General features: G+C 70.9%; 20 protein-coding genes. 14 read left to right on the top strand and 6 right to left on the bottom strand.

What is annotated here, in order from left to right; all coding sequences use genetic code 11:
- Nucleotides 1–67: 67 nt before the first annotated feature.
- Complete coding sequence (locus tag AMYNI_RS0112530; protein WP_020668363.1) at nucleotides 68–1639, bottom strand: alkaline phosphatase D family protein; 1572 nt, start codon at nucleotides 1637–1639, stop codon at nucleotides 68–70.
- 268 nt (nucleotides 1640–1907) lie between these two features.
- Between AMYNI_RS0112530 and groES the strand changes: the two genes are divergently transcribed.
- Both groES and groL read left to right on the top strand, forming a co-directional pair.
- On the top strand, nucleotides 1908–2201 hold the full coding sequence (gene groES / locus AMYNI_RS0112525; protein ID WP_026360373.1) for a co-chaperone GroES: 294 nt from the start codon (nucleotides 1908–1910) through the stop codon (nucleotides 2199–2201).
- A 77-nt stretch (nucleotides 2202–2278) separates the two neighbouring features.
- Entirely contained in the window at nucleotides 2279–3898 is a 1620-nt protein-coding gene (groL, locus tag AMYNI_RS0112520) for a chaperonin GroEL (RefSeq protein ID WP_020668361.1), read from the top strand.
- 191 nt (nucleotides 3899–4089) lie between these two features.
- On the opposite strand, the gene AMYNI_RS0112515 is transcribed toward groL, so the two are convergent.
- Nucleotides 4090–4830 (bottom strand): SDR family NAD(P)-dependent oxidoreductase, encoded by a 741-nt coding sequence (locus tag AMYNI_RS0112515; RefSeq protein WP_020668360.1) that lies wholly within the window; start codon nucleotides 4828–4830, stop codon nucleotides 4090–4092.
- 95 nt (nucleotides 4831–4925) lie between these two features.
- On the opposite strand from AMYNI_RS0112515, the gene AMYNI_RS0112510 reads away from it, so the two are divergent.
- Nucleotides 4926–5552, top strand: coding sequence for a TetR/AcrR family transcriptional regulator (locus AMYNI_RS0112510; protein WP_020668359.1), 627 nt, complete (start codon nucleotides 4926–4928; stop codon nucleotides 5550–5552).
- 33 nt (nucleotides 5553–5585) lie between these two features.
- Here AMYNI_RS0112510 and AMYNI_RS0112505 read toward each other — a convergent pair whose 3' ends face one another.
- Complete coding sequence (locus AMYNI_RS0112505) at nucleotides 5586–5888, bottom strand: WhiB family transcriptional regulator (protein ID WP_026360372.1); 303 nt, start codon at nucleotides 5886–5888, stop codon at nucleotides 5586–5588.
- A 240-nt stretch (nucleotides 5889–6128) separates the two neighbouring features.
- On the opposite strand from AMYNI_RS0112505, the gene AMYNI_RS0112500 reads away from it, so the two are divergent.
- The 5 genes from AMYNI_RS0112500 (at nucleotide 6129) to AMYNI_RS0112480 (ending at nucleotide 10708) form a co-directional block, all read left to right on the top strand.
- The gene (locus AMYNI_RS0112500; RefSeq protein WP_020668357.1) at nucleotides 6129–7106 is read left to right on the top strand and encodes a MerR family transcriptional regulator; all 978 of its coding nucleotides are present in this window, start codon (nucleotides 6129–6131) and stop codon (nucleotides 7104–7106) included.
- A 2-nt stretch (nucleotides 7107–7108) separates the two neighbouring features.
- Nucleotides 7109–7990 carry a hypothetical protein gene (locus tag AMYNI_RS0112495; protein WP_020668356.1) on the top strand — a complete coding sequence of 294 codons (882 nt, stop codon included), beginning with the start codon at nucleotides 7109–7111 and terminating at the stop codon, nucleotides 7988–7990.
- Nucleotides 7991–8129: 139 nt separating this feature from the next.
- The gene (locus tag AMYNI_RS0112490; protein WP_003073605.1) at nucleotides 8130–8726 is read left to right on the top strand and encodes a response regulator transcription factor; all 597 of its coding nucleotides are present in this window, start codon (nucleotides 8130–8132) and stop codon (nucleotides 8724–8726) included.
- A 464-nt stretch (nucleotides 8727–9190) separates the two neighbouring features.
- A complete protein-coding gene (locus AMYNI_RS0112485; protein WP_026360370.1) occupies nucleotides 9191–9763 on the top strand; it encodes a sigma-70 family RNA polymerase sigma factor in 573 nt (190 codons plus the stop codon).
- Nucleotides 9764–10708 carry an anti-sigma-D factor RsdA gene (locus AMYNI_RS0112480; RefSeq protein WP_020668354.1) on the top strand — a complete coding sequence of 315 codons (945 nt, stop codon included), beginning with the start codon at nucleotides 9764–9766 and terminating at the stop codon, nucleotides 10706–10708. It begins immediately after the preceding gene.
- 72 nt (nucleotides 10709–10780) lie between these two features.
- On the opposite strand, the gene AMYNI_RS0112475 is transcribed toward AMYNI_RS0112480, so the two are convergent.
- Complete coding sequence (locus AMYNI_RS0112475; RefSeq protein ID WP_020668353.1) at nucleotides 10781–11167, bottom strand: DUF5319 domain-containing protein; 387 nt, start codon at nucleotides 11165–11167, stop codon at nucleotides 10781–10783.
- Nucleotides 11168–11281: 114 nt separating this feature from the next.
- Between AMYNI_RS0112475 and guaB the strand changes: the two genes are divergently transcribed.
- The 5 genes from guaB to AMYNI_RS0112450 all read left to right on the top strand — a co-directional run bounded on the left by guaB (nucleotide 11282) and on the right by AMYNI_RS0112450 (nucleotide 18510).
- Nucleotides 11282–12790 (top strand): IMP dehydrogenase, encoded by a 1509-nt coding sequence (gene guaB, locus AMYNI_RS0112470; RefSeq protein WP_020668352.1) that lies wholly within the window; start codon nucleotides 11282–11284, stop codon nucleotides 12788–12790.
- Nucleotides 12791–12943: 153 nt separating this feature from the next.
- Entirely contained in the window at nucleotides 12944–14080 is a 1137-nt protein-coding gene (locus AMYNI_RS0112465; RefSeq protein ID WP_020668351.1) for a GuaB3 family IMP dehydrogenase-related protein, read from the top strand.
- Between the two features lie 131 nt (nucleotides 14081–14211).
- The gene (locus tag AMYNI_RS0112460) at nucleotides 14212–15957 is read left to right on the top strand and encodes a GMC family oxidoreductase (RefSeq protein ID WP_020668350.1); all 1746 of its coding nucleotides are present in this window, start codon (nucleotides 14212–14214) and stop codon (nucleotides 15955–15957) included.
- 43 nt (nucleotides 15958–16000) lie between these two features.
- A complete protein-coding gene (locus AMYNI_RS0112455; RefSeq protein WP_020668349.1) occupies nucleotides 16001–16966 on the top strand; it encodes an MBL fold metallo-hydrolase in 966 nt (321 codons plus the stop codon).
- The gene (locus AMYNI_RS0112450; protein ID WP_084628363.1) at nucleotides 16963–18510 is read left to right on the top strand and encodes an FAD-dependent monooxygenase; all 1548 of its coding nucleotides are present in this window, start codon (nucleotides 16963–16965) and stop codon (nucleotides 18508–18510) included. The genes AMYNI_RS0112455 and AMYNI_RS0112450 overlap by 4 nt, the downstream gene beginning before the upstream one ends.
- Nucleotide 18511: 1 nt before the next feature.
- Here AMYNI_RS0112450 and AMYNI_RS0112445 read toward each other — a convergent pair whose 3' ends face one another.
- Together AMYNI_RS0112445 and AMYNI_RS0112440 are read right to left on the bottom strand one after the other, a co-directional pair.
- Nucleotides 18512–19957: an aldehyde dehydrogenase family protein gene (locus AMYNI_RS0112445; RefSeq protein WP_020668347.1), complete on the bottom strand. Its 1446-nt coding sequence runs from the start codon at nucleotides 19955–19957 to the stop codon at nucleotides 18512–18514.
- Nucleotides 19958–20023: 66 nt separating this feature from the next.
- Nucleotides 20024–21058: a zinc-dependent alcohol dehydrogenase family protein gene (locus tag AMYNI_RS0112440; protein WP_020668346.1), complete on the bottom strand. Its 1035-nt coding sequence runs from the start codon at nucleotides 21056–21058 to the stop codon at nucleotides 20024–20026.
- A gap of 235 nt (nucleotides 21059–21293) precedes the next feature.
- Between AMYNI_RS0112440 and guaA the strand changes: the two genes are divergently transcribed.
- Complete coding sequence (gene guaA, locus AMYNI_RS0112435; RefSeq protein WP_020668345.1) at nucleotides 21294–22850, top strand: glutamine-hydrolyzing GMP synthase; 1557 nt, start codon at nucleotides 21294–21296, stop codon at nucleotides 22848–22850.
- Nucleotides 22851–22852: the final 2 nt, after the last annotated feature.

Raw genomic sequence — 22852 nt, 5'->3', positions numbered from 1 at the left:
CCACGGCAGCCCTTCACCGCACCCACCGAAGCGCGTTTAGCCCGCTAAACGCACCGTGCGGCGCTGGTCAGGGCGTGTGCAGCGTGGGGTCGCGATCCTCGACGACGAAACTGGCCGCGGTCTGCGCCGGGGCATCCGGCTTGCTGACGTAGGGCAGCGTCCGGAAGTCTGCGCGGACCTGGCCGGCGTCGATCCGGGTGCGGACGTAGCCGCGCCGGTAGCTGTAGAACTTGATGTGCGAGTTGGCGGCCTTGAGCTTGTCGCCGCCGGGCGTGGTGTCCGCGCCGTCGCGGCCGGAGGTGACCGACGTGGTGACCAGTTCGGTAGCGACCGAGGGCGAGCCGGGATCGTTGAAGTCGGCCTTGACCTCGTTGGCCCAGTGCGAGTGCACGTCGCCGGTGAGCACCACGGTGTTGCGGGTGTGCCGGAAACCGTCGCGGACCCGGTCCTTCGACGCCTGGTAGCCGTCCCAGCTGTCCATGCTCAGGATCTTCGCCGGGCCGGGGTCGTGGTCCATCTGCGAGAACCAGACCTGCTGGCCGAGCACGTCCCAGCGGGCACCCGAGCGGCGCAGCCCGTCCAGCAGCCATGCCTCCTGCTCGGCGCCGGTGATGGTCCGCCTCGGGTCGCGCAGCTCCGGGGCGTCGGGCTTGTTGCCGTCGCCGAAGAGCTGGTCGTCGCGGTACTGGCGGGTGTCGAGCATGTGGAAGTTGATCAGCCCGCCCCAGCCGATCCGCCGGTAGAGCTGCATGTCGATACCCTTCGGCCGGGAGGTCCGGCGCAGCGGCATGTTCTCGTAGTAGGCCTGGAACGCGGCCCGGCGGCGGTCCAGGAACGCGGCGCCGGGGGTCTGCGAGGACGCCTCGGGGATCTCGTCGGCCCAGTTGTTCTCGGTCTCATGATCGTCCCAGACCACCAGCCAGGGCGCGGTGGCGTGTGCCAGCTGCAGGTCCGGGTCGGTCTTGTACTGGCTGTGCCGGAGCCGGTAGTCGGCCAGCGCCACGGTTTCCGGGCCGAGCACCGTGCGGACGTCGGTGGCCTTGGCGGCGTACTCGTACTGGTAGTCGCCGAGGTGAAGGATCAGGCCCGGCTGGTCCTCGGCCATCCGCCGGTACGCCGTGAAGTAGCCCTCGCCGAAGTGCGAGCAGGAGGCGAAGCACATGGTCAGCTCGCCCATCCGGCCCGGCGCCGGCGCGGTGCGCGTGCGGCCGGTCCGCGAGACCGCGCCGCCGGTGCGGAAGCGGTAGAAGTACTCCGTTCCCGGTTCCAGGCCCTGTGCCTCCACGTGCACGCTGTGCGCGGACTCGGGTGTGGTCAGCGCCTCACCGCTGCGCACGATCCTGGTGAACTGCTCGTTCTTCGATATCTGCCACTGCACCGGTATCCGCCTGCCCGGCATGCCGCCGAGCCCGTCTTCGGCCACCGGGTCCGCGGCCAGTCGGGTCCACAGGACCACGCTGGTGGGGTACGGGTCCCCGGAGGCGACCCCGAGGGTGAACAGGTCGCCGAGCGGTCTGGCCAGCCCGGCGCCCTGCGCCGCCGAGGCGCGGGCGACCCCGGCCGATCCGGTGGCCAGCGCGAGCGCGCCCGCGCCGCCGAGCAGTACGGATCTACGGGAGGGCGAGCCGAATCCGGGCATGGTGAACTCCTTGTGGTGGGGGACCGTCAACGCGTCGATCGCACCTGCCGCGGGGAGAACGGGACAAACCCCAAACGGTGACTGCCCGGTGAATTCCTCCCCGGAAGCCGGAGAACCGGACCCTGGTTGCACGGCTGGCACTCGCATGGCTAGAGTGCTAATTGCACGGCACCAAACACGCCCCGGCACCCGCGACGGCGGGGGTGGTAGGCGCCGTAAGTAATTACGTACCTGCCAACGCTTTCGACGACCCGTGGAGGTCAACCCGGTGAGCGTGAACATTAAGCCGCTCGAGGACAAGATCGTTGTCCAGACGAGCGAAGCCGAGGAGACGACGGCTTCCGGTCTCGTCATCCCCGACACCGCAAAGGAAAAGCCCCAGGAGGGCAAGGTTCTGGCCGTAGGCCCGGGCCGGATCGACGACAAAGGCAACCGCGTCCCGGTGGACGTCAAGGAAGGCGATGTCGTCATCTACTCCAAGTACGGCGGCACCGAAGTCAAGTACAACGGTGAGGACTACTTGATCCTGTCCGCCCGCGACGTGCTGGCCGTCATCAACTGACGACCGGTTCTAGCGTTTGACGCCCCGGGCCCCGCATCGCCGGGGGCCGGGGCGTTTCGCTTTCAGGAAGGTATTCGATGCCCAAGCAGATCAATTTTGACGAGGACGCTCGTCGGGCGCTCGAGCGCGGCGTGAACAAGCTCGCCGACGCGGTGAAGGTCACACTCGGCCCGCGCGGCCGGCACGTCGTGCTGGACAAGAAGTTCGGTGGGCCGACCATCACCCTGGACGGGGTGACCGTGGCCCGCGAGATCGAGCTGGACGACCCGTTCGAGAACCTGGGCGCCCAGCTGGCGAAGAACGTCGCCACCAAGACCAACGACGTGGCCGGGGACGGCACCACCACGGCGACCGTGCTCGCCCAGTCGCTGGTGCGGGTCGGCCTGCGCAACGTGGCCGCCGGCGCCAACCCGACCGCAGTCGGTCGCGGTATCGAGGCGGCCGCCGAGAAGGTCGTCGAAGTGCTGAAGGCCAAGGCGACGCCGGTCAAGGGCCGGGACAACATCGCCCAGGTCGGCACGGTGACCTCTCGCGACGCGAACATCGGCGCGCTGCTCGGCGAGGCCGTGGAGAAGGTCGGTGAAGACGGTGTGATCACGGTGGAGGAGTCCTCCACCCTGGCCACCGAGCTGGAGATCACCGAGGGCGTGCAGTTCGACAAGGGCTTCCTGTCGGCGCACTTCGCGACCAACCCGGAGGAGCAGCGGGCGATCCTCGAGGACGCCTACGTGCTGCTGTGCCGCGAGAAGATCTCCGCGCTGGCGGATCTGCTCCCGGTGCTGGAGAAGGTCGTCGAGGCCAAGAAGCCGCTGCTCATCATCGCCGAGGACGTGGACGGCGAAGCGCTGTCCACCCTGGTGGTGAACTCGCTGCGCAAGACCATCAACGCGGTCGCGGTCAAGGCTCCGTTCTTCGGGGACCGCCGCAAGGCGTTCCTGGACGACCTTGCCGTGGTGACCGGTGCCGAGGTCATCTCCGCCGAGGTCGGCCTGAAGCTGTCCGAGGCCGGGCTCGACTCGCTGGGCAAGGTGCGGCGGATCGAGGTCACCAAGGACTACACCACGATCGTCGACGGGGCCGGCACCAAGGCCGACATCGACGCCAGGATCGCGCAGATCCGCAAGGAGATCGAGACCACCGACTCCGACTGGGACCGCGAGAAGCTGCAGGAGCGGCTCGCGAAGCTCGGCGGCGGTGTCGCGGTGATCAAGGTCGGCGCGGCCACCGAGACCGAGCTCAACGAGCGCAAGCACCGCATCGAGGACGCGGTGGCCTCCACCAAGGCGGCCGTCGAAGAGGGCATCGTGCCCGGCGGCGGTTCGGCGCTGGTGCACGCGGTCAAGGAGCTGGAGGAAGGCCTCGGTCTCACCGGCGACGAGGCGGTCGGCGTCAAGATCGTGTTGGACGCCCTCACCGCGCCGTTGTTCTGGATCGCCAGCAACGCGGGGCACGAGGGTGCGGTCATCGTGAACAAGGTCAAGGAGCAGGCTTGGGGGCACGGCTTCAACGCCGCCACCGGCGAGCTCACCGACCTGCTGGCCGCCGGCATCGTGGACCCGGTCAAGGTGACCCGGTCCGCGGTGGCGAACGCCGCTTCGATCGCCCGGCTGGTGCTCACCACGGAGAGCTCCATCGTGGAGAAGCCCGCCGAGGAGGACGAGGGCGCGGCCGGTCACGGTCACGGCCACGCGCACTGACGACAACCCGGAACGGGGCGGTTCACCACCAGGTGAGCCGCCCCGTTCCTTTTGCGCCCGCCCCGAGCGCGTTTAGCGGGCTAAACGCGCTCGGGGCGGTTGGGTGCACGGGCTGTACGTCGGTGGAGCGCGACGGGCGGCCGTCGTCATCTTGGCACCGTCGCGAAGTGCGTTTAGCGGGCTAAACGCGCTCAGGCGTTGAGGCCGCCGTCGACGGTGATGGCGGAGCCGGTGACGAAACGGCCGCCTTCACCGGCCAGGTAGGCGACCGCGGCGGCCATGTCGCCGGCGTCGGCGTACCGCCCGAGTGCGCTCGCCGCGCGCTGCTCGTCGGCGTGCCCGCCGTCCACCGGGTTCATGTCGGTGGCCGTCGGGCCGGGCTGGACCACGGCCGCGGTGATCCCGCGCGGCCCGAGGTCACGGGCGAGGCCCCTGGTCAGCCCGAGCACGGCGGACTTGCTCGCGGCGTAGAGGCTCATCCCCGGCCACGGCATCCGTTCGGCCAGGTTGCTGCCGATGGTGATGATCCGGCCGCCCTCGGACATGTGCGCCACCGCGGCCTTCGCCGCCACGAACACCGCGCGCACGTGAATGGCCAGGGTGCGGTCGATGTCCTCGACGGTGATCTCATCGATGGTCCCGAACGGGAAGATGCCGGCGTTATTCACCAGGATGTCCAGCCCGCCGAGCGCCGCGGCCGCACGCTCAACGGCCGCGGTCACCGCTGCCGGGTCGGTGTTGTCCGCCTGGATGGCGATCGCCTTGCGGCCGAGCCCCTCGATGCGGGCCACCACCTCGGCGGCCTGGTCCGATGCCCGCGTGTAGGTCAGCGCGACGTTCGCGCCGTCGGCCGCCAGCCGGGTGGCGATCGCCGCCCCGATGCCCCGGCTGCCCCCGGTCACCAGCGCCACCTTGCCCTCGAGCGTGCTCATCCGTGCCTCCATATCTGTAGTGGTCGGTACATAATTACCGGGCGTACGATCACGTCGTCAAGGACTTCTGTGCCGATCGATACGGAAAGCGGGCTATGTCACCACGAGGCCGGCCGCGGGGTTTCGACCGCGACGAGGCGCTACGGGAGGCGATGTACGTCTTCTGGGAACGCGGCTACGAAGGCACGTCGCTGAGCGACCTCACCGCCGCGATGGGCATCAACTCGCCGAGCCTGTACGCCGCCTTCGGCGGCAAGGAGGCGCTCTTCCGCGAGACCGTCGAGCTCTACGGCACGACCACGGGCGGGCTCACCGCACGTGCCCTTCGCGATCAGCCGACGGCGCGAGCCGCGGTCGAGGCCATGCTGCGCGACAACGCCGCGACCTACACCAGCTCCGAGCATCCGACGGGCTGCATGGTCGTGCTCGCCGGCACCAATCTCGCCCCGGCGAACCGCGGGGTGTGCGAGTACCTGGTCGAACTGCGTCGGGAAAACCAGGAGGCGCTCCGCCAGCGGCTGCACCGCGGCGTGACGGAGGGTGAGCTGCCCGGGAGTACCGACACCGCGGGACTGGCCGCCTACTACGTGACCGTGCTGCACGGACTGTCCATTCAGGCCAGAGACGGCGCGGACCGGTCCGTGCTGAGCGCGGTGATCGACAACGCGATGGCGAGCTGGGAACCGCTCACCGGGCAGAGCAAAGGGGTGGCACCCGGCTGAGTGCCACCCCTTTGCCCTTGCCGCGAAACGGTTTCAGCTGCTGGAAAGACTCAAGGCCCGCTTGCCGGACTTGATGATGTTCTCCCGCTCGGACTCGGACAGCCCACCCCAAATCCCGTACGGCTCGTGCACGGCCAGTGCGTGCCGCCGGCACATCTCCAGGACCGGGCAGGCCTGGCAGACCGCCTTGGCTCTGGCCTCCCGGCGTGCCCGTGCCGGTCCGCGCTCGCCATCGGGATGGAAGAACGACCCGCTGTCCATACCCCGGCATGACCCCTCGAGCTGCCAGTCCCAGATATCCGCGTTGGGGCCGGGGAGCCTGCGCGTGTCTGCCATCGTGACCGCCTCCGTCATCCGGTCGGTGACCTTGCAGTTGTCGGTACTTCGACTACTCCATTCGGTGCAACGCGCGTAACGTTAGAAGCGCGCCAATCCTTGTTCAAGGGATTCCGTTCGATTCAGCCGTTAGGCATCCCCCAGATGTGTGAGCCACGTCTCAACCTCCGGTTGCCGTGACCAGTTCCCCCCGGGATATTGGGCGAGGTGGGAACCGGGACGGGTGAGCGCGAACCGACCATGCCGGTCGCTTCGGTGGCCCGGCGGCTCGGCGTCGCACCGTCCACATTGCGCACTTGGGACCGCCGCTACGGCCTTGGTCCGAGCCGGCACACCGATGGCAGGCACCGGCGCTACGGGGTATCCGATATCGGTCGCCTGGAACTGATGCAGCGCGCCCTGCTGCGCGGCGCGTCCACCGCCGAAGCCGCCCGCTACGCGCTCGAGCAGATGCCGAAGTCCGCTCCGGTCACCATCCCGGCCGCCGAGCCCGGCGCCTCCGGTGCTTCGGTGCGGATCGAGACCGCGGACGGCTCGGTGGTGCTGCCGGACCGGGAACCGTCCACTGAGGACCAGAACGGGCCGTCCCGGCTCGCGCGCAGGCTGAGCGCCGCCGCGCTGGCCATGGACGTCACCGCGGTGCAGCGGATGCTGGCCGAGGTCATCGCCGAAGAGGGCGTGCTGCACGCCTGGCGACGGGTGATCCAGCCGGTGCTCACCGCGCTCGGCACCCGCTGGCGGGGGTCCAGCGCCGGTGCGGAGGTGGAATACCTGCTCGCGGAATGCGTTTTCGCCGCGCTGGTCCGTGCGACGCCGGTGCTCGACGATCCGCGCAACCACCGGCCGGTGCTGCTCGGCTGCGTGCCGGAGGAACGGGACAGCCTGCCGCTCTACGCGCTCGCGGCCTGTCTCGCCGAACGCCGGGTGGGCACGCAGCTGTTCGGAGTACCGCTGCCGGCCGAGGTGCTGGCGGTGGCGGTGCGGCGCAGCGCGCCGGCCGCGGTGGTGCTGTGGGCGCGCCGGGACGGCAGGCCGGGTACCGCGGACGACCGGTTGTTCACCAGGCTTTCCCGTGGCCGTCAACGCGGCAGGCTGTTCGCCTGCGGGCCGGGCTGGGACCCGGCCGCGCTGCCCGGCAAGGTCGAGTTGCTGCCGGACCTGTCCGCCGCGGTGGACCGGATCGAGTACGTGCTGTTCGGCAGGCGCCGTGCTCGGTGAGAATGGGACCGGTGAGCGAAACGAAGCTGCGCCAGGCTGCCTTCGGCGAGTCACCGGTGGCGCCGGGCGTGCTCGCCAAGGCCGCTGGTGGCCCGCCACGGCAGCGGCTGCTGGCCGCGATCGTGTTCGGCGCCGGCGGGCACTACGCCGCCGCGGCCACCCTCCTCGGCGAGCTGGGCCGCGGACCGGACCCGGTGCTCGCCGCGCTGGCTTTGGCCGCGTTCGGCTCGCATCGGCGACAGCTCGGCGGGCATGCGGAAGCCAGGGTGCTGGATTCCGCCGCGCTGGCCGCGACGGGTCGCTGCCGGGAGGAGAGCGCGGCGGATCCGGACGGGCTGGACCGCGCCGGTGCCGTCGCGGACGCGCTGCTCGGGCTCGCCGCGGACAACCTGGCGCTGGGCAGGCTGCCGGCCGCTCGGCGGCTGCACGAGGCGGCAGCGTCGGCATCGGCGGCAGCGTCGGCACCGGCGTGCTGGCGGGCCGAGGTGCGGGCCGGCTGGGTCGGCGCGGAGATCGAGCTGATGGCGGGCGACCCCGCTTCGGCGATCCCGCCGGCCGAAGCGGCGCTGAAGGCCGCGCTCCGCCACGGCTCGGTCCGGCACCGGACGAAGTCGGCGATGGTGCTCGGCGCGGCGCTCGCCGCGGCCGGAGAGCAGGCCGGCAAGGACCGTGCGATCGATCTGGTCGCGAAGGCGTTGGCGGCCGCTGAGGAGTACGGGCTGGACTCCCTGAGATGGCCCGGATTGCTGCTCGCGGCCGATCTGATACCGAAACGAGGGGCTCAGTATCGATTCAGTGCTTCCCAGGTGTTGCACGGAGTGTTACTACGGTCCGACGCTATGGGACGGCGGATTGCCGCCGGTTCGTCTTGGGTGCCGACCTGACCCGGTTGGCTCCGTCGGGCGGGTCGTACGACATCCGGGCTAAGAACTTTTAAAAAAAGCCACCGGATCGTGTCAAGGTTGGGCCTAAAGCGTCCGATAGGGGATATGGAATGTCACCCGGCTGCAGGAAGGAAACCCCGTGACGACGGTCTTGATCTGCGACGACCGACGCAGTGTCCGCGAAGGGCTCACCCGCGTGATGTCTGCCGTCCCAGGCGTCAGTCGCATCGACTGTGTAGCGCACGGTGACGAGTTGCTGGCCCGGTACTCCAGGCAGCCGGTCGACGTCGTGCTGGTGGGTACCCAGCGCGCGGTGCCGACCGGGGTCGAGGCCACTCGTCGCCTCGTATCCGCCAATCCGCAGGCCAACGTGATCGTGTTCGGTGCCCCGGACGACGCCGGCAGCATCGCCGCCGCGATCGCCGGCGGTGCCCGCGGTTATCTGCGCTGGGACGCGTCCCGGCCGGAGCTCGTCGCCGCGCTGGCGCACACCCTGGCCAGCACCTCGGTGCCGGCCCCGCGCCAGCCGTCCGACCCCGGCGTGCAGCTCACCGAGCGCGAGCTCCAGGTGCTGCGCGGGATGAGCCAGGGCAAGAGCAACGGGCAGATCGGGCGCGAGCTCTACCTGTCCGAGGACACCGTGAAGACGCACGCTCGCCGGCTGTTCCGCAAGCTCGGTGTCCGTGACCGCGCCCAGGCCGTCGCGCACGGCTTCCGGCGCGGGCTGGTGTCCTGAGCCGAAGCGGTAGAGCGGGGGCCAGGGGCGGGAACCCTGGCCGGAGGGTGGTGGTGCGGTGATCGGCTGGCCGGTCACCCGCCGCGACGGATCGCTCTGGCGGAACTGCCTCTCGGGGCGGAAAACTGCCGCCAGGGCCGAATCGTGTGCTCTCCGTGCCCGCAATGGCCGTTAGTTTCACTCGTCCGGCCTAGTCGAGGGTGTATCTCCGGCTTCTCTGCCACCTCTTTGGGCTGTGTGCGTTACCCGTCCACCGGATTGCTCGTTGAACTTTTGAGCAGTCGAGCGAGGGGTGAGCCGGCACGCTCCCACGAAGAGGGCGCGCCGGTAGCGACCGTGCACGAATGTTGCCGCTACCGGAAGGTACGGTAGGTATCACCGGCGTGAGGGATGTCCTCGTGACATTCCAGCCACACGTCGGACTCTTTGCACGCCTACACGTAACACTGGGACTGTTGTCTGCGATGGCCAATGTGGGGGATGGACTGGACGAACCAGTCGCCGCTGCTGTCGAGGGAGATCCCCAGGCAGTCGAGCGGTTGCTGGCCGCTATCCGTCCTCTGATAGTGCGGTACTGCCGCGCTCGAGTCGGCAGGCAGGAGCGTTCGTTCGCTTCGGCAGACGATGTTGCCCAGGAGGTGTGTCTCGCGGTGCTAACGGCATTGCCCTCGTACCGTGATCAGGGACGCCCGTTCCTGGCCTTCGTGTACGGAATCGCCCAGCACAAGGTGGCCGACGCGCATCGCGCGGCGGCCCGCAACCGTGCCGAGCCGGTGGCCGAGGTTCCGGACGAGATCGAGGGCGGCGTCGGTCCCGAGCAGCGTGCGCTGCAGGGCGAGCTGAACGAGCGGATGTCCCAGCTGCTTCGGGTGCTGCCCGACAAACAACGCGAAATCGTGGTGCTGCGCGTGGTCGTGGGCCTTTCTGCCGAGGAGACCGCCGATGCGGTCGGTTCGACACCGGGCGCCGTCCGCGTCGCCCAGCACCGGGCACTCGCCCGGCTGCGCAAGGTACTGGCCGCTGAGGAGGTGGTCTGAGTGACTGATCGCGACAGCAGGCGTCGGCTGGGCGGCGGGTTCGACGAACCGCTGTTCGAAGAGGCGGCTACGAACGGTGAGTCGCCGCTGCCCGCGGATCTGTCCGCGGTGCAGGCCGACGATGCGCTGCTCGACGCGCTCGGCGGTTCGGACCCGAAGGTGGCCGACGGGCTCGGTGACCAGGAACTCAACGCGCTGCTGCTGGCCTGGCGACGGGACATCGACAGCGAGCCGCTGGCCGAGCTGGTGGACACCGATACCGCGGTGACCACGGTGAAGACCGCGGCGCTCGCGCACCGGCACGGCCAGCGTGGCCGCCGCCGGCGGATGCTGGTGCCGGTCGCGGCCGCCGCCGCGGTGCTCGCGATCGCCTTCACCGGTACAGGGCTCGCCGCCCGTGACGCGCAGCCCGGCGACACGCTGTGGGGCCTGAGCAAGGTGCTCTACGCGGACCACGCCCGCTCGGTCGAGGCCGCGGCCGCCGCCCGCAGCGATCTCAACGAGGCGAACATCGCACTGGCCCAGGGCCGGTACGCGGACGCCCGCAAGGCCTTGGACGCCGCCCAGTCGGCGTTGCGGGAAGTGGCCTCCGAGGACGACCTGGCCCAGCTGATGGCACAGCACCAGCAGCTGCTGGCGATGTTGCAGTACCCGGCGCCGCCGCAGAGCCAGCTCCCGCCGAACAATTCCCAGACCCCGCCGCCGAGCAGCCCGCAGGTCACCCAGCCGCAGGTGCCGGCGCCGAACCCGACGGACACCGCGCCGACGGTGATCCCGCCGGTCACGTCGGACAGTGTGCCGCCGGAGACCACCACGCCGCCTTCGTCCACCACCACCAGCACGCCGGCCGGCACCGGCAGCGAGCCGGGTGGCAGCGGGCCGCGGGACGACTCCTCGAACGCCCCGCCGCCGGGCGGCAACCAGCCGCAGGCGCCGGGCACCTGACGGACGACTCAACGCGAAGGGCCCCGACCGGATCCGGTCGGGGCCCTTCGCGTCGTTCAGTTCGGAATCAGGTCAGTAGGCGCTCTCGGTGGCGGTCACCCCGTCGGCGAAGCCACGGCAGTAGTCCCAGCTCACGTAGTCGGTGGGGTTGGGATCGAAGGCAGGCTCGTGCGGCCGCATCCGGCCATCGGCGAGCAGCTGCTCGAGGCTGGCCCGCAGCAGGTGCCAGTCGTGGTAGTGCGGCTGGTCACACTCGCCGCAGTCGACCACGATCCCGCGCACGCCGCGGGGTTGTAGCAGCGCTTGGTAGACGGCCAGGTCCGAGAGGTCAGCGAGCAGTTCGGTGCGTTCGTCGGCGCCGATCGGCTCGTCCAGGTGATCGTCCAGCGCGGTGATCTCCCTGGCCGGGTCGTCCGGGTCGTCCGCGAACGGGTCTGGGGGCAACACGTCGTGCGGCACGGAGAGACACGGTACCGGGCGGCCCGCGAGCGGTCTCGGGCTACCATCGCCAACAGGGCCGCATGTCGCTCTCCGCTCCCGCTCACCTCCGGCAAGGAAGGCCAGCCGCCAGCCATGACCAGCGAGAACCCCGCTGACGTTCCCAGCAAGTTCGCGATGCTCGGATTGACCTTCGACGACGTCTTGCTGCTTCCGGCCGAGTCGGACGTGGTGCCCAGTTCCGTGGACACCAGCACCAGGCTGTCCCGCAACGTGACCCTGCGGATTCCGCTGGTCTCCGCGGCGATGGACACCGTCACCGAGGCCAGGATGGCGATCGCGATGGCGCGCCAGGGCGGGATGGGCGTGCTCCAGCGCAACCTGCCGATCGAGGAGCAGGCGGCCGCGGTGGAGGTGGTCAAGCGTTCCGAAGCCGGCATGGTCACCGACCCGGTGACCTGCGCGCCGGACGCGACTCTGTCCGAAGTGGACTCCCTGTGCGCGCGGTTCCGGATCTCCGGGGTGCCGGTGACCGACGCGGCGGGCACCCTGGTGGGCATCATCACCAACCGGGACATGCGGTTCGAGGTGGATCACAGCCGTCCGGTCAGCGAGGTGATGACCAAGGCGCCGCTGATCACCGCCCAGGTCGGGGTGACCGCGGACGCCGCGCTCGGGCTGCTGCGCCGGCACAAGATCGAGAAGCTGCCGATCGTGGACGGCGCCGGCAAGCTGCGCGGCCTGATCACCGTCAAGGACTTCGTCAAGACAGAGCAGTACCCGAACGCCACCAAGGACACCGACGGCAGGCTGCTGGTCGGCGCCGCGGTGGGCGTCGGCGCGGACGGCCACCAGCGGGCGATGGCGCTCGCGGACGCCGGGGTGGACGTGCTGATGGTGGACACCGCGCACGGGCACTCCCGCGCCGTGGTGGATACCGTGACCACGCTGAAGAAGGAACTGGGCGACACGGTCGACGTGGTCGGCGGGAACGTGGCGACCAGGGCCGGCGCGCAGGCGCTGGTGGACGCGGGCGCGGACGGGGTCAAGGTGGGCGTCGGCCCCGGCTCGATCTGCACCACGCGGGTGGTCGCCGGGGTGGGCGTGCCCCAGATCTCCGCGATCTACGAGGCGGATCAGGCGTGCCGGCCGGCCGGGGTGCCGGTGATCGGCGACGGCGGCATCCAGTACTCCGGCGACATCGCCAAGGCGCTGGCCGCGGGTGCCAGCGCGGTGATGCTGGGCAGCCTGCTGGCCGGTACCGCGGAGGCGCCGGGTGACCTGATCCTGGTCAACGGCAAGCAGTTCAAGACCTACCGCGGGATGGGCTCGCTCGGCGCCATGCAGTCCCGTGGCCAGGCGAAGTCGTACTCCAAGGACCGTTACGCGCAGGACGACGTGCTGTCCGAGGACAAGCTGGTGCCGGAGGGCATCGAGGGGCGGATCCCGTTCCGCGGTCCGCTGGTCAACGTGGTGCACCAGCTCGTCGGCGGTCTTCGTTCGGGCATGGGCTACACCGGCGCGCAGACCATCGCCGAGCTGCAGCACGCCCAGCTGGTCCGGATCACCGCCGCCGGGCTCAAGGAGAGCCACCCGCACGACATCACGATGACCGTCGAATCGCCCAACTACACCACCCGCTGAGCGCGTTTAGCCCGCTAACTGCACCACGGCGCCCTTCCCTGCCCGGAGCGCGTTTAGCGGGCTAAACGCGGTGTGCGGGCGACCCCTGCGCGGGTCACCCACATCGAGTAGCGACAATGTGCGGGCACACTTGCACTCGAGAGGGGACTTCACGTGCGGGATCTGGTCGAGATCGGCATGGGGCGTACCGCCAGGCGAGCCTATGACCTCGACGACGTCGAGATCGTGCCCTCGCGGCGGACTCGCTCGTCCTCGGTGGTCTCCACCGGCTGGAAGATCGACGCCTACCAGTTCGACCTGCCGCTAGTGACGCACCCGACCGACGCGATCGTGTCGCCGGGTACCGCGGTGGCGGTCGGTGAGCTGGGCGGGTTGGGTGTGCTCAACGCCGAGGGCTTGTGGGCGCGCCAGCCGAACGTCGAAGAGGCGATGTTCCGGCTGATCAGGACGGCCGAGGAGAACGCGGACGACCCGGCCGCGCTGGTGCGCGTGCTGCAGGAGCTGCATTCGGCGCCGATCAGGCTGGACCTGATCAGCGAGGCGATCCGCACCGTGCGCGAGTCCGGGGTGACGGTGGCCGCGCGGGTCAGCCCGCAGCACGCCGCCGAGCTGACCCCCGACTTGATCGCGGCCGGGGTGGAGATCCTGGTGGTGCAGGGCACGATCATTTCGGCCGAGCACGTGGCCAGGGAGGGCGAGCCGCTCGACCTGAAGGACTTCATCGGCAGGCTGGACGTGCCGGTGATCGCGGGCGGGGTCGGGGACTACCGGACCGCGATGCACCTGATGCGGACCGGCGCGGCCGGCGTGATCGTCGGGCACGGTTATGCGCCCGGGGTGACCAGCACCGACCGGGTGCTCGGCATCGGCGTGCCGATGGCCACCGCGATCATCGACGCGGCCGCCGCCCGGCGGGACTACCTGGACGAGACCGGCGGCCGATATGTGCACGTGCTCGCGGACGGCGGGATGAGCTCTTCCGGCGACATCGCGAAGGCGATCGCTTGCGGGGCGGACGCGGTGATGCTCGGCGCGCCGCTGGCCGCTGCCGCTGAGGCGCCGGGCCAGGGGCTGTACTGGACCGCGGCCGCCGCGCACCCGTCGTTGCCGCGTTCGCGGGTGGCGGCCGGACCGGACTACGAGGTGGACCTCAAGACGCTGCTGTTCGGGCCGTCGTCCGATGCGGAGGGTGCGGTGAACCTGTTTGGTGCGCTGCGGCGCGCGATGGCGAAGACCGGCTACTCGGATCTGAAGGAATTCCAGCGGGTCGGCCTCACCGTCCGCGGCTGACCGCGAAGCGCGTTTAGCGGGCTAAACGCGCTTTTGGCGGGAAAGGTAAGTGGGGTAAAAGGGGTAAATCGGGCTAACTGGCGGGTAACTTAGCTCTGGTCAGCGGGTGAGGCGGGGGTTACGCTTTATGTGTGACTGCGCGTAACACCACCACCGAGGCCGCTGGTTCCGCCGAAGAAGAGGCGCCCGACTACGACGTGGTCGTGGTCGGCTCCGGGTTCGGCGGCAGTGTCGCCGCGCTCCGGCTGACCGAGAAGGGCTACCGGGTGGCCGTGGTCGAGGCCGGTCGCCGGTTCGCCGACGACGAGTTCGCCAAGACCTCCTGGGACCTGCGCCGCTACCTGTGGGCCCCGCAGCTCGGCTTCTTCGGCATCCAGCGCGTCCACCTGCTCAAGGACGTCATGGTGCTGGCCGGCGCGGGCGTTGGCGGCGGCTCGCTGGTGTACGCGAACACGCTTTACCGCCCGCTCAAGCCGTTCTACACCGACCGGCAGTGGTCGCACATCACCGACTGGGAGTCCGAGCTGGCGCCGCACTACGACCAGGCCAGCCGGATGCTGGGCGTGGTGACCAACCCGACCGTCACCCCGTCCGACGAGGTGATGCAGAAGGTCGCGGTGGACCTCGGCGTGCCGGAGTCCTTCCACCCGACCCCGGTCGGGGTGTACTTCGGCGACCCGGGCAAGCGCGCGGCGGACCCGTACTTCGGCGGTGCCGGGCCCGCGCGCACCGGCTGCACGGAGTGCGGCTCGTGCATGACCGGCTGTCGCGTCGGCGCCAAGAACACGCTGGTCAAGAACTACCTCTACCTCGCGGAGCAGGGCGGCGCGAAGGTCATCCCGCTGACCACGGTCACCGCGCTGCGCGAGCGGGGCGACGGCTCGTTCGAGGTGGACCTGCGCAAGACGGGCACCGCGTCGCGGAAGTTCCGGCACACGATCACCGCGGGCCGAGTGGTGCTCGCCGCCGGTACCTGGGGCACCCAGAACCTGCTGCACCGGATGCGCGACACCGGCTCGTTGCCCCGGCTCTCGGCCAAGCTCGGCGAGCTGACCAGGACCAACTCCGAGGCGATCATCGGCTCCGGCCGCACCAAGGTGGACCCGGCGCGGAACTTCAGCCACGGCGTCGCGATCACGTCCTCGATCCATCCGGACGAGATCACCCACATCGAGCCGGTGCGCTACGGCAAGGGCAGCAACGCGATGAGTCTGCTGCAGACCGTCGCCACCGACGGCGCGTCCGGGGTGCCGCGCTGGCGGCAGGTGCTGCGCTTCATCCGCAGCCACCCGGTGCAGACGGCCAAGCTGCTCAACGGCTACCGGTGGAGCGAGCGCACGGTGATCCTGCTGGTGATGCAGAGCCTGGACAACTCCATCACCACCTACACCAAGCGCGGGTTGTTCGGCCGCCGCAGGTACACCTCGAAACAGGGCCACGGCGAGCCGAACCCGAGCTTCATCAAGGCCGGGTACGACGCCAACCAGCGCACCGCCGAGCACATCGGCGGGATCGCCGGCGGGACCTGGGGCGAGATCTTCGACATCCCGCTGACCGCGCACTTCATCGGCGGTGCGCCGATCGGCACGGATGCCGAACAGGGAGTGATCGACCCGTACCACCGGGTCTTCAACTACCCCCGTCTCTCCATTGTGGACGGTACGGCGATCACCGCGAACCTCGGCGTGAACCCGTCGCTGACCATTACCGCGCAGGCCGAGCGGGCGTTCTCGTGCTGGCCCAACAAGGGCGAGGCGGACCCGCGGCCGGAGCAGCGCGAGCCGTACCGGCGGGTGGCCCCGGTCGCGCCCCGGCGGCCCGCGGTGCCGGCCGGCGCGCCGGCCGCGCTGCGTCCGGCAGGGGAAATCGTGCGCTGAATGGAGCATGCGACCAAGGTCACATCGGTGGCACAGTGAGGGTGTGACCGACACCTTCGCCTCCAGCGGCGACACCGCTGCGAAAGAAGAGACCTTTGTCGAACTCGCGGACGGCGTGTACGCGCTGACTGCCGAGGGAGATCCGAATGTCGGTGCGATCGAGGCCGAGGACTTCCTGATCTGCTTCGAGGCGCGGGCCACTCCCGTCGCGGCCGAGCGCTGGCTGGCGCGGCTCCGTGAACGCACCGAGAAACCCGTGCGCTACCTGGTGCTGTCGCACTATCACGCGGTGCGCGTGCTCGGCGCCAGCGCGTTCGGCGCGCAGGAGATCATCACGCACGAAGCCACCGCCGAGCTGATCGAGGAGCGCGGCGAGGCGGACTGGCTGAGCGAGTACGGCCGGATGCCGAGGCTGTTCGAGGAGCCGTCTTCGATCCCGGGGCTGACCAGGCCGAGCCTGACCTTCTCCGGCAGGCTGAGCATCCCGCTCGGCGGTGATCGCGGTGACCTGGTGCTGGTGCACTGCGGGCGCGGGCACACCAGCGGCGACCTGGTCGCGTGGCTGCCCCGCCACGGGGTGCTGTTCGCCGGCGACCTGGTGGAGGCGCAGGCCGCGCTGTACACCGGGGACGCGCACCACGACGACTGGGCATCGTCCACTTTGGACACAGTGGCCAGTTTCGGTGCCACCGCGCTGGTCGGCGGCCGGGGCGCGGTCGCCAAGGGCGAGCGCGAGGTGCGCGCGGCGATCGCGCAGACCAGGCACTTCCTGGACCTGCTGCGGGACGCGGTCGGCGCGGTGCACCGGAAGCGGGGGAGCACGGCCGAGGCGTTCCAGGCCGCGCACGCGGCACTGGCCCCGGAGTACGGCCGCTGGCCGATCTTCGAGCACTGCCTGCCCTTCGACGTGCAGCGGTACTGGGACGAGCTGAACGGGGTGGACATGCCGAAGGTGTGGACCGCCGAACGGGATCGTGAGGTGTGGGCGGAACTGCGCGGTGAGCAGTGACATCCCCGAAATCCCCGGCGACACCCGCGGACCCGGTGCTGGTGGTCGGCGCCGGCCCGGTCGGCATGGTTGCGGCGTTGCTGCTGGCCGGGCACGGGGTGCCGAGCGTGGTGCTGGAGGCCGAACCGGCCAGGGTGGCGGTCGGCAGCAGGGCGATCTGCATGCAGCGCGACGTACTGGACATCCTGGAGCGGGTCGGGCTCGGTCGCGTGCTGGTCGAGGCCGGGGTCACCTGGTACACCGGCCGGATCTACTACCGCGAGCGGGAGGTGCACGCCTTCACCCTGCGGGAGCCGGCCGAAGGTGGCTTCCCGCCGTTCGTGAACATTTCGCAGAGCGAGGTCGAGCGGCTGCTGGAACAGCGGGCGCGGAACGAACCGCTGATCCGGCTGCACTACGGGCAACGGGTGACCGGGCTGCTCGAAGACGACGAAGGCGTGACGCTGCGGGCGGAAACCCCGGCCGGTGAGGCGCGCTGGCGCGGGACGCACTGCGTGGCCGCGGACGGTTCCCGGTCGCACGTCCGGGAACTGCTGGGGCTGTCCTTCGGCGGCTACTCGTTCCCGGACAAGTTCCTGATCACCGACGTCCGCGCGGATCTCGGCGATGGCGTGCCCGAGCGGCGGTTCCACTTCGACCCGCCGTACAACCCCGGCCGCCAGGTGCTGGTGCACCCGCAGCCGGATTCGGTGTGGCGGATCGACTGGCAGGTACCGGACGACTTCGACCTGGCGGCGGCGCGGGCGAACGGTGCGCTGGAGGGCAGCATGCGAGCCATCCTCGGCCCGCGCGACTACCAGCCGGTGTGGCTTTCGGTGTACCGCTTCCACCAGCGGATGGTGCCCAGGATGCGGGTCGGTCGCACGCTGCTGGCCGGGGACGCCGCGCATCTGATGAGCCCGTTCGGCGCGCGCGGCATGAACTCCGGGATCGCGGACGCGGAGAACGCGGCCTGGAAGATCGCCGCGGACCGGGCCGGACTGGCCGGTCCGCGGCTGCTCGGCTCCTACCACGCGGAACGGGCCGCCGCGGCGGAGGAGAACCTGCGGGTGACCGCGAAGACCATGCGGTTCCTGGTGCCGAGGACCGCGGCGGAGCGCGCGCACCGGGAGGACGTGCTCCAGCGCAGCGTGCACGACGCCTCGATGCGCGGCGAGATCGACTCCGGCCGGCTGAGCGAACCGTTCTGGTACTGCGACTCGCCGCTGACCACGCCGCCGGCGGCGGCCGGGCTGGACCGTGCGGCCGGGGCGCCGGGTGCGCCGGTGCCCGGCGTGCTCTGCCCCGATGTCCAGGTCTCCGGCGAGCAGCGGTTGCGGACCTGTTTCGGCCCCGGCTTCACCTTGCTCACCACGAGTTCCTGCGACGGCCCGCTGCCCGGGGTGCGTACCGTGCCGGCGCCCGAACCGCTCGCCGAGTCGCTCGGGATCGCCGGGGACGGGGTGGCGCTGGTGCGCCCGGACGGGCATCTCGCCGCCGTGCTGCGCGGCGGAGATCTGCCCGGCCGGCTGGCCGGCGCGCACCGGCGTGCGCTCGGTTTCTAGCTCAGAGTTCGATGCCGGTGAAGACGGTGACGCGCTGCTCGGTTAGGTCGTTCATCGCGGCGAGCACGCCTTCGCGGCCGACACCGGAGCCCTTCATGCCGCCGTAGGGCATCTGGTCGGCCCGGAAGGACGGCACGTCACCGATGATCACGCCGCCGACCTCCAGTTCGGCCGCGGCGTGGAAGGCCACCTGCACGTCACGGGTGAACACGCCGGCCTGCAGCCCGTAAGCGGAGTCGTTCACCGCCGCGAAAGCCTCGTCAATACCGTCCACAATGGACACCGCGAGGACCGGGCCGAAGATCTCCTCGGCCCAGGCCCGCACCGTGACCGGGACGTCGGTGAGCAGGGTCGGCTCCACGGTGGCGCCCTCGCGGGTGCCGCCGGTGAGCACCCGCGCGCCCGCCGCCACCGCCTCGTCCACCCAGGCGACGATCCGTTCCGCGGCGGCCTCGTCCACCACCGGGCCGACGTCCACCCGCGCGTCGTACGGGTCGCCGGTGCGCTGCTCCTGCACCGCGGTGAGCAGTGCGGGCACGAACTCGTCGGCCACCGAACGCTCGACGATCACCCGCTGCACGGCGATGCAGGACTGGCCGGCCTGGTAGTTGCCGAAGGTGGCGATCCGCTCCGCGGCCCCTTCGAGATCCGGCCAGTCGCCGAGCACCACGGCCGCCGCGTTCCCGCCCAGCTCCAGCACCACGTGCTTGCGGGGGGCGGCGTCCGCCAGCGACCAGCCGACCGGGCCGGAGCCGGTGAACGAGACCACCGGCAGCCTGGGGTCGGCGACCAGCGCCGAGGTCTCCTCGTTGCCGAGCGGCAGCACCGAGAACGCACCGGCGGGCAGGTCGGTCTCGGCCAGGATCTCGCCGAGCATCAGCGCGGCCAGCGGGGTGCGCGGGGCCGGTTTGATGATGATCGGCGCGCCCACCGCCAGCGAAGGCGCGACCTTGTGCGCCACCAGGTTGAGCGGGAAGTTGAACGGTGCGATGCCGAGCACCGGGCCACGCGGCACCCGCCGGGTCATCGCCATCCTGGCTTCGCCCGCTTCTTCGCCGTCCAGCCGCTGGATGTCGCCGGTGAACCGGCGCGTCTCCTCCGCGGCGATCCGGAACACCGACACGGCGCGGCGCACCTCGGCCTCGGACCACTTGAGCGGTTTGCCGTTCTCGGCGGTGATCACCTCGGCCAGCTCGTCGGCGCGGGCGGCGAGCTGGCGGGAGATGTGCTCCAGTGCGCCCGCGCGCTGGTACGCCGGAGTGCGCCGGAACTCCGCGGCCACCCCGGCCGCGGCGGCCACCGCACGCTCGACCTGCTCGGCGCCGGGCACCGCCACGGTCGCCACCTCACTACCGTCGAAAGGGTGGTGCACCGCGAGCGTGCCGGCACCCTGCTCGGGGCGCCCGGCGATCCAGGCGGGGCGCGGCACCGGGGTGATCATGTCCATGGCCACCACGGTAGGCCGCGCCGGTGAAGGGCGGTCGAACGGCCGGGCTATCGGGCGGCCGCCGGATCAGGGGCGCACCAGCACCTTGAGCGCCTTGCGGTCGGCCATCGCCTGGTAGCCGACGGGCACCTCGTCCAGGCCGATCGTGCGGTCGAACACCTTGCCCGGCTGGACCTTGCCGGCCAGCACGTCCGGCAGCAGCTCCGGGATGTACTGCCGGGCCGGGGCGACTCCACCCGTAAGAGTGACGTTGCGCATGAACATCCGGGGGCCGATCGGGCCGGTCTCGTACTGCGGCACGCCGACGCGGCTCACCTTGCCGCCGTCGCGCACCACGCCGAAGCCGGTCTCCAGCGCCTGCGCGGTGCCGACGCATTCGAGCACGGCGTGCGTGCCGTCGCCGCCGGTCAGCTCGCGGGTCCTGGCGATGCCCTCTTCGCCGCGTTCGGCGACCACGTCGGTGGCGCCGAACTCGACGCCGAGATCGGTGCGCGCGGTGTGCCGGCCCATCAGGACGATCCGCTCCGCGCCGAGCCGTTTCGCGGCCAGCACCGCGCACAGCCCGACCGCGCCGTCGCCGATCACGGTCACCGTGGTGCGTTCGTTCACCCCGGCCGAGCGCGCCGCGTGGTGCCCGGTGGAAAACACGTCGGAGAGGGTCAGCAGCGAGGGCAGCAGCGCGTCGTCCTCGGCCACGTCCACCTTGACCAGCGTGCCGTCGGCCTGCGGGACACGGACCGCTTCGCCCTGCCCGCCGTCCACGCCGCGGGCGCCCCAGCCGCCGCCGTGCCGGCACGAGGTGTGCAGGCCCTCGGCGCAGAAGTCGCAGGTGTTGTCGGCCCAGACGAACGGTGCGATGACCAGGTCGCCCTTGCGCACCCCGCGCACGTCGGAACCGGACTCTTCGACCACGCCGACGAACTCGTGCCCGATCCGCCTGCCCTTTTCGGACGGCTTCATGTCCTGGTAGGGCCACAGGTCGCTGCCGCAGATGCACGAGCCGACCACCCTGACCAGCGCGTCGGTCGGCTCGCGCAGCACGGGGTCGGGGACCTCTTCGACCCGCACGTCGCCGGCACCGTAGATCAACGTCGCACGCATGGGGTTCCTCTCGTCAGGTGTCCGTTCGCCATTCTGACCACCCGCCCCTTCTCCCGCAGCGCGTCCACCTCCGGCGACCGAGCGCGTTTAGCCCGCTAAACGCGCTCGTCGGGCCACGACGGCGGGGAGCGCGTTTAGCCCGCTAAATGCAGGTCACTGGGGCTGCGGGCGGGGTGGCGGGGTGGACCTGGGACGATGGGGGCGGATGCAGCGGAACAGTCCAGGAGGAACACCAGTGCCCAATCCGACCGGTCCGGTTCTCGTCGTGGACTTCGGCGCGCAGTACGCGCAGCTGATCGCCAGGCGGGTCCGGGAGGCCCAGGTGTACTCCGAGGTCGTGCCGCACACGGCCACCGTGGACGAGCTGCTGGCCAAGGACCCGGCCGCGATCATCCTGTCCGGCGGGCCGTCCAGCGTGTACGCCGAGGGCGCGCCCGGGATGGACCCCGCGCTGGTCGAGGCCGGGGTGCCGGTGTTCGGCATCTGCTACGGCTTCCAGCTGTTGGCCCGCGCGCTCGGCGGCACCGCCGAGGCCACCGGCGCCCGCGAGTACGGCCGCACCGAGGTGCGGATCACCGGCGACGGCGGCGTACTGCACCACGAACTCCCCGCCCGGCACCCGGCCTGGATGAGCCACGGCGACAGCGTCACCAAGGCCCCGGAGGGCTACACCGTCACGGCCACCTCGGAGGGCGCGCCGGTGGCCGGCTTCGAGAACCGCGAGCACCGGATCGCCGGGGTGCAGTACCACCCCGAGGTGGGCCACTCCCCGCACGGCCAGGAGGTGCTGCGGCGCTTCCTGCACGACATCGCCGGTATCCGTCCGCAGTGGACGACAGCGTCCATTGTGGACGACCAGGTGGCGAGGGTGCGGGCGCAGGTCGGCGAGGGCAGCGCGATCTGCGCGCTGTCCGGCGGGGTCGACTCCGCGGTCGCCGCCGCGCTCGTGCAGCGCGCCATCGGGGAACGGCTGACCTGCGTCTTCGTCGACCACGGCCTGCTGCGGGCCGGTGAGCGGACGCAGGTCGAGCGGGACTTCGTGGCCGCGACCGGGGTCCGGCTGATCACCGTGGACGCCCGCGAGCGGTTCCTGGACGCGCTCGCCGGAGTCACCGACCCGGAGCAGAAGCGCAAGATCATCGGCCGCGAGTTCATCCGGGTCTTCGAGCAGGCCGAGCGCGATCTCAAGGCCGAGGGCGACTTCGGGTTCCTGGTGCAGGGCACGCTCTACCCGGACGTGGTCGAGTCCGGCGGCGGCGAGGGCGCGGCGAACATCAAGAGCCACCACAACGTCGGCGGCCTGCCCGAGGACCTGCAGTTCGAGCTGGTCGAGCCGCTGCGGCTGCTGTTCAAGGACGAGGTGCGCCGGGTCGGCCTGGAGCTCGGTCTGCCCGAGACCATCGTGCACCGCCAGCCGTTCCCCGGTCCCGGCCTCGGCATCCGGATCATCGGTGAGGTCACCCACGACCGGCTGGAGACGCTGCGCGCGGCGGACGCCATCGCGCGCGAGGAGCTGACCGCGGCCGGCCTGGACCGCGACATCTGGCAGTGCCCGGTGGTGCTGCTCGCCGACGTCCGCAGCGTCGGGGTGCAGGGTGACGGGCGCACCTACGGCCATCCGGTGGTGCTGCGCCCGGTGTCCAGCGAGGACGCGATGACCGCGGACTGGACCCGGCTGCCCTACGACGTGCTGGAGCGGATCTCGACCCGGATCACCAACGAGGTGGCCGAGGTCAATCGGGTGGTGCTGGACGTGACGAGCAAGCCTCCGGGCACCATCGAGTGGGAGTGACC

It is taken from the genome of Amycolatopsis nigrescens CSC17Ta-90, assembly GCF_000384315.1.
Lineage (GTDB): Bacteria > Actinomycetota > Actinomycetes > Mycobacteriales > Pseudonocardiaceae > Amycolatopsis > Amycolatopsis nigrescens.
The sequence above is the reverse complement of the archived record's forward strand: the minus strand, read 5'-3'. Positions and strand labels throughout refer to the sequence as shown.

What these genes read in the sequence shown, in the direction of transcription:
- AMYNI_RS0112485 (WP_026360370.1), top strand. Translation starts at nt 9,191, where the DNA reads ATGGCCAATGTGGGGGATGGACTGGACGAACCAGTCGCCGCTGCTGTC.
- groL (WP_020668361.1), top strand. Translation starts at nt 2,279, where the DNA reads ATGCCCAAGCAGATCAATTTTGACGAGGACGCTCGTCGGGCGCTCGAG.
- AMYNI_RS0112530 (WP_020668363.1), bottom strand. Translation starts at nt 1,639, where the DNA reads ATGCCCGGATTCGGCTCGCCCTCCCGTAGATCCGTACTGCTCGGCGGC.
- AMYNI_RS0112500 (WP_020668357.1), top strand. Translation starts at nt 6,129, where the DNA reads ATGCCGGTCGCTTCGGTGGCCCGGCGGCTCGGCGTCGCACCGTCCACA.
- AMYNI_RS0112515 (WP_020668360.1), bottom strand. Translation starts at nt 4,830, where the DNA reads ATGAGCACGCTCGAGGGCAAGGTGGCGCTGGTGACCGGGGGCAGCCGG.
- AMYNI_RS0112440 (WP_020668346.1), bottom strand. Translation starts at nt 21,058, where the DNA reads ATGCGTGCGACGTTGATCTACGGTGCCGGCGACGTGCGGGTCGAAGAG.
- AMYNI_RS0112445 (WP_020668347.1), bottom strand. Translation starts at nt 19,957, where the DNA reads ATGGACATGATCACCCCGGTGCCGCGCCCCGCCTGGATCGCCGGGCGC.
- guaB (WP_020668352.1), top strand. Translation starts at nt 11,282, where the DNA reads ATGACCAGCGAGAACCCCGCTGACGTTCCCAGCAAGTTCGCGATGCTC.
- AMYNI_RS0112510 (WP_020668359.1), top strand. Translation starts at nt 4,926, where the DNA reads ATGTCACCACGAGGCCGGCCGCGGGGTTTCGACCGCGACGAGGCGCTA.
- AMYNI_RS0112495 (WP_020668356.1), top strand. Translation starts at nt 7,109, where the DNA reads ATGGGACCGGTGAGCGAAACGAAGCTGCGCCAGGCTGCCTTCGGCGAG.
- AMYNI_RS0112505 (WP_026360372.1), bottom strand. Translation starts at nt 5,888, where the DNA reads ATGGCAGACACGCGCAGGCTCCCCGGCCCCAACGCGGATATCTGGGAC.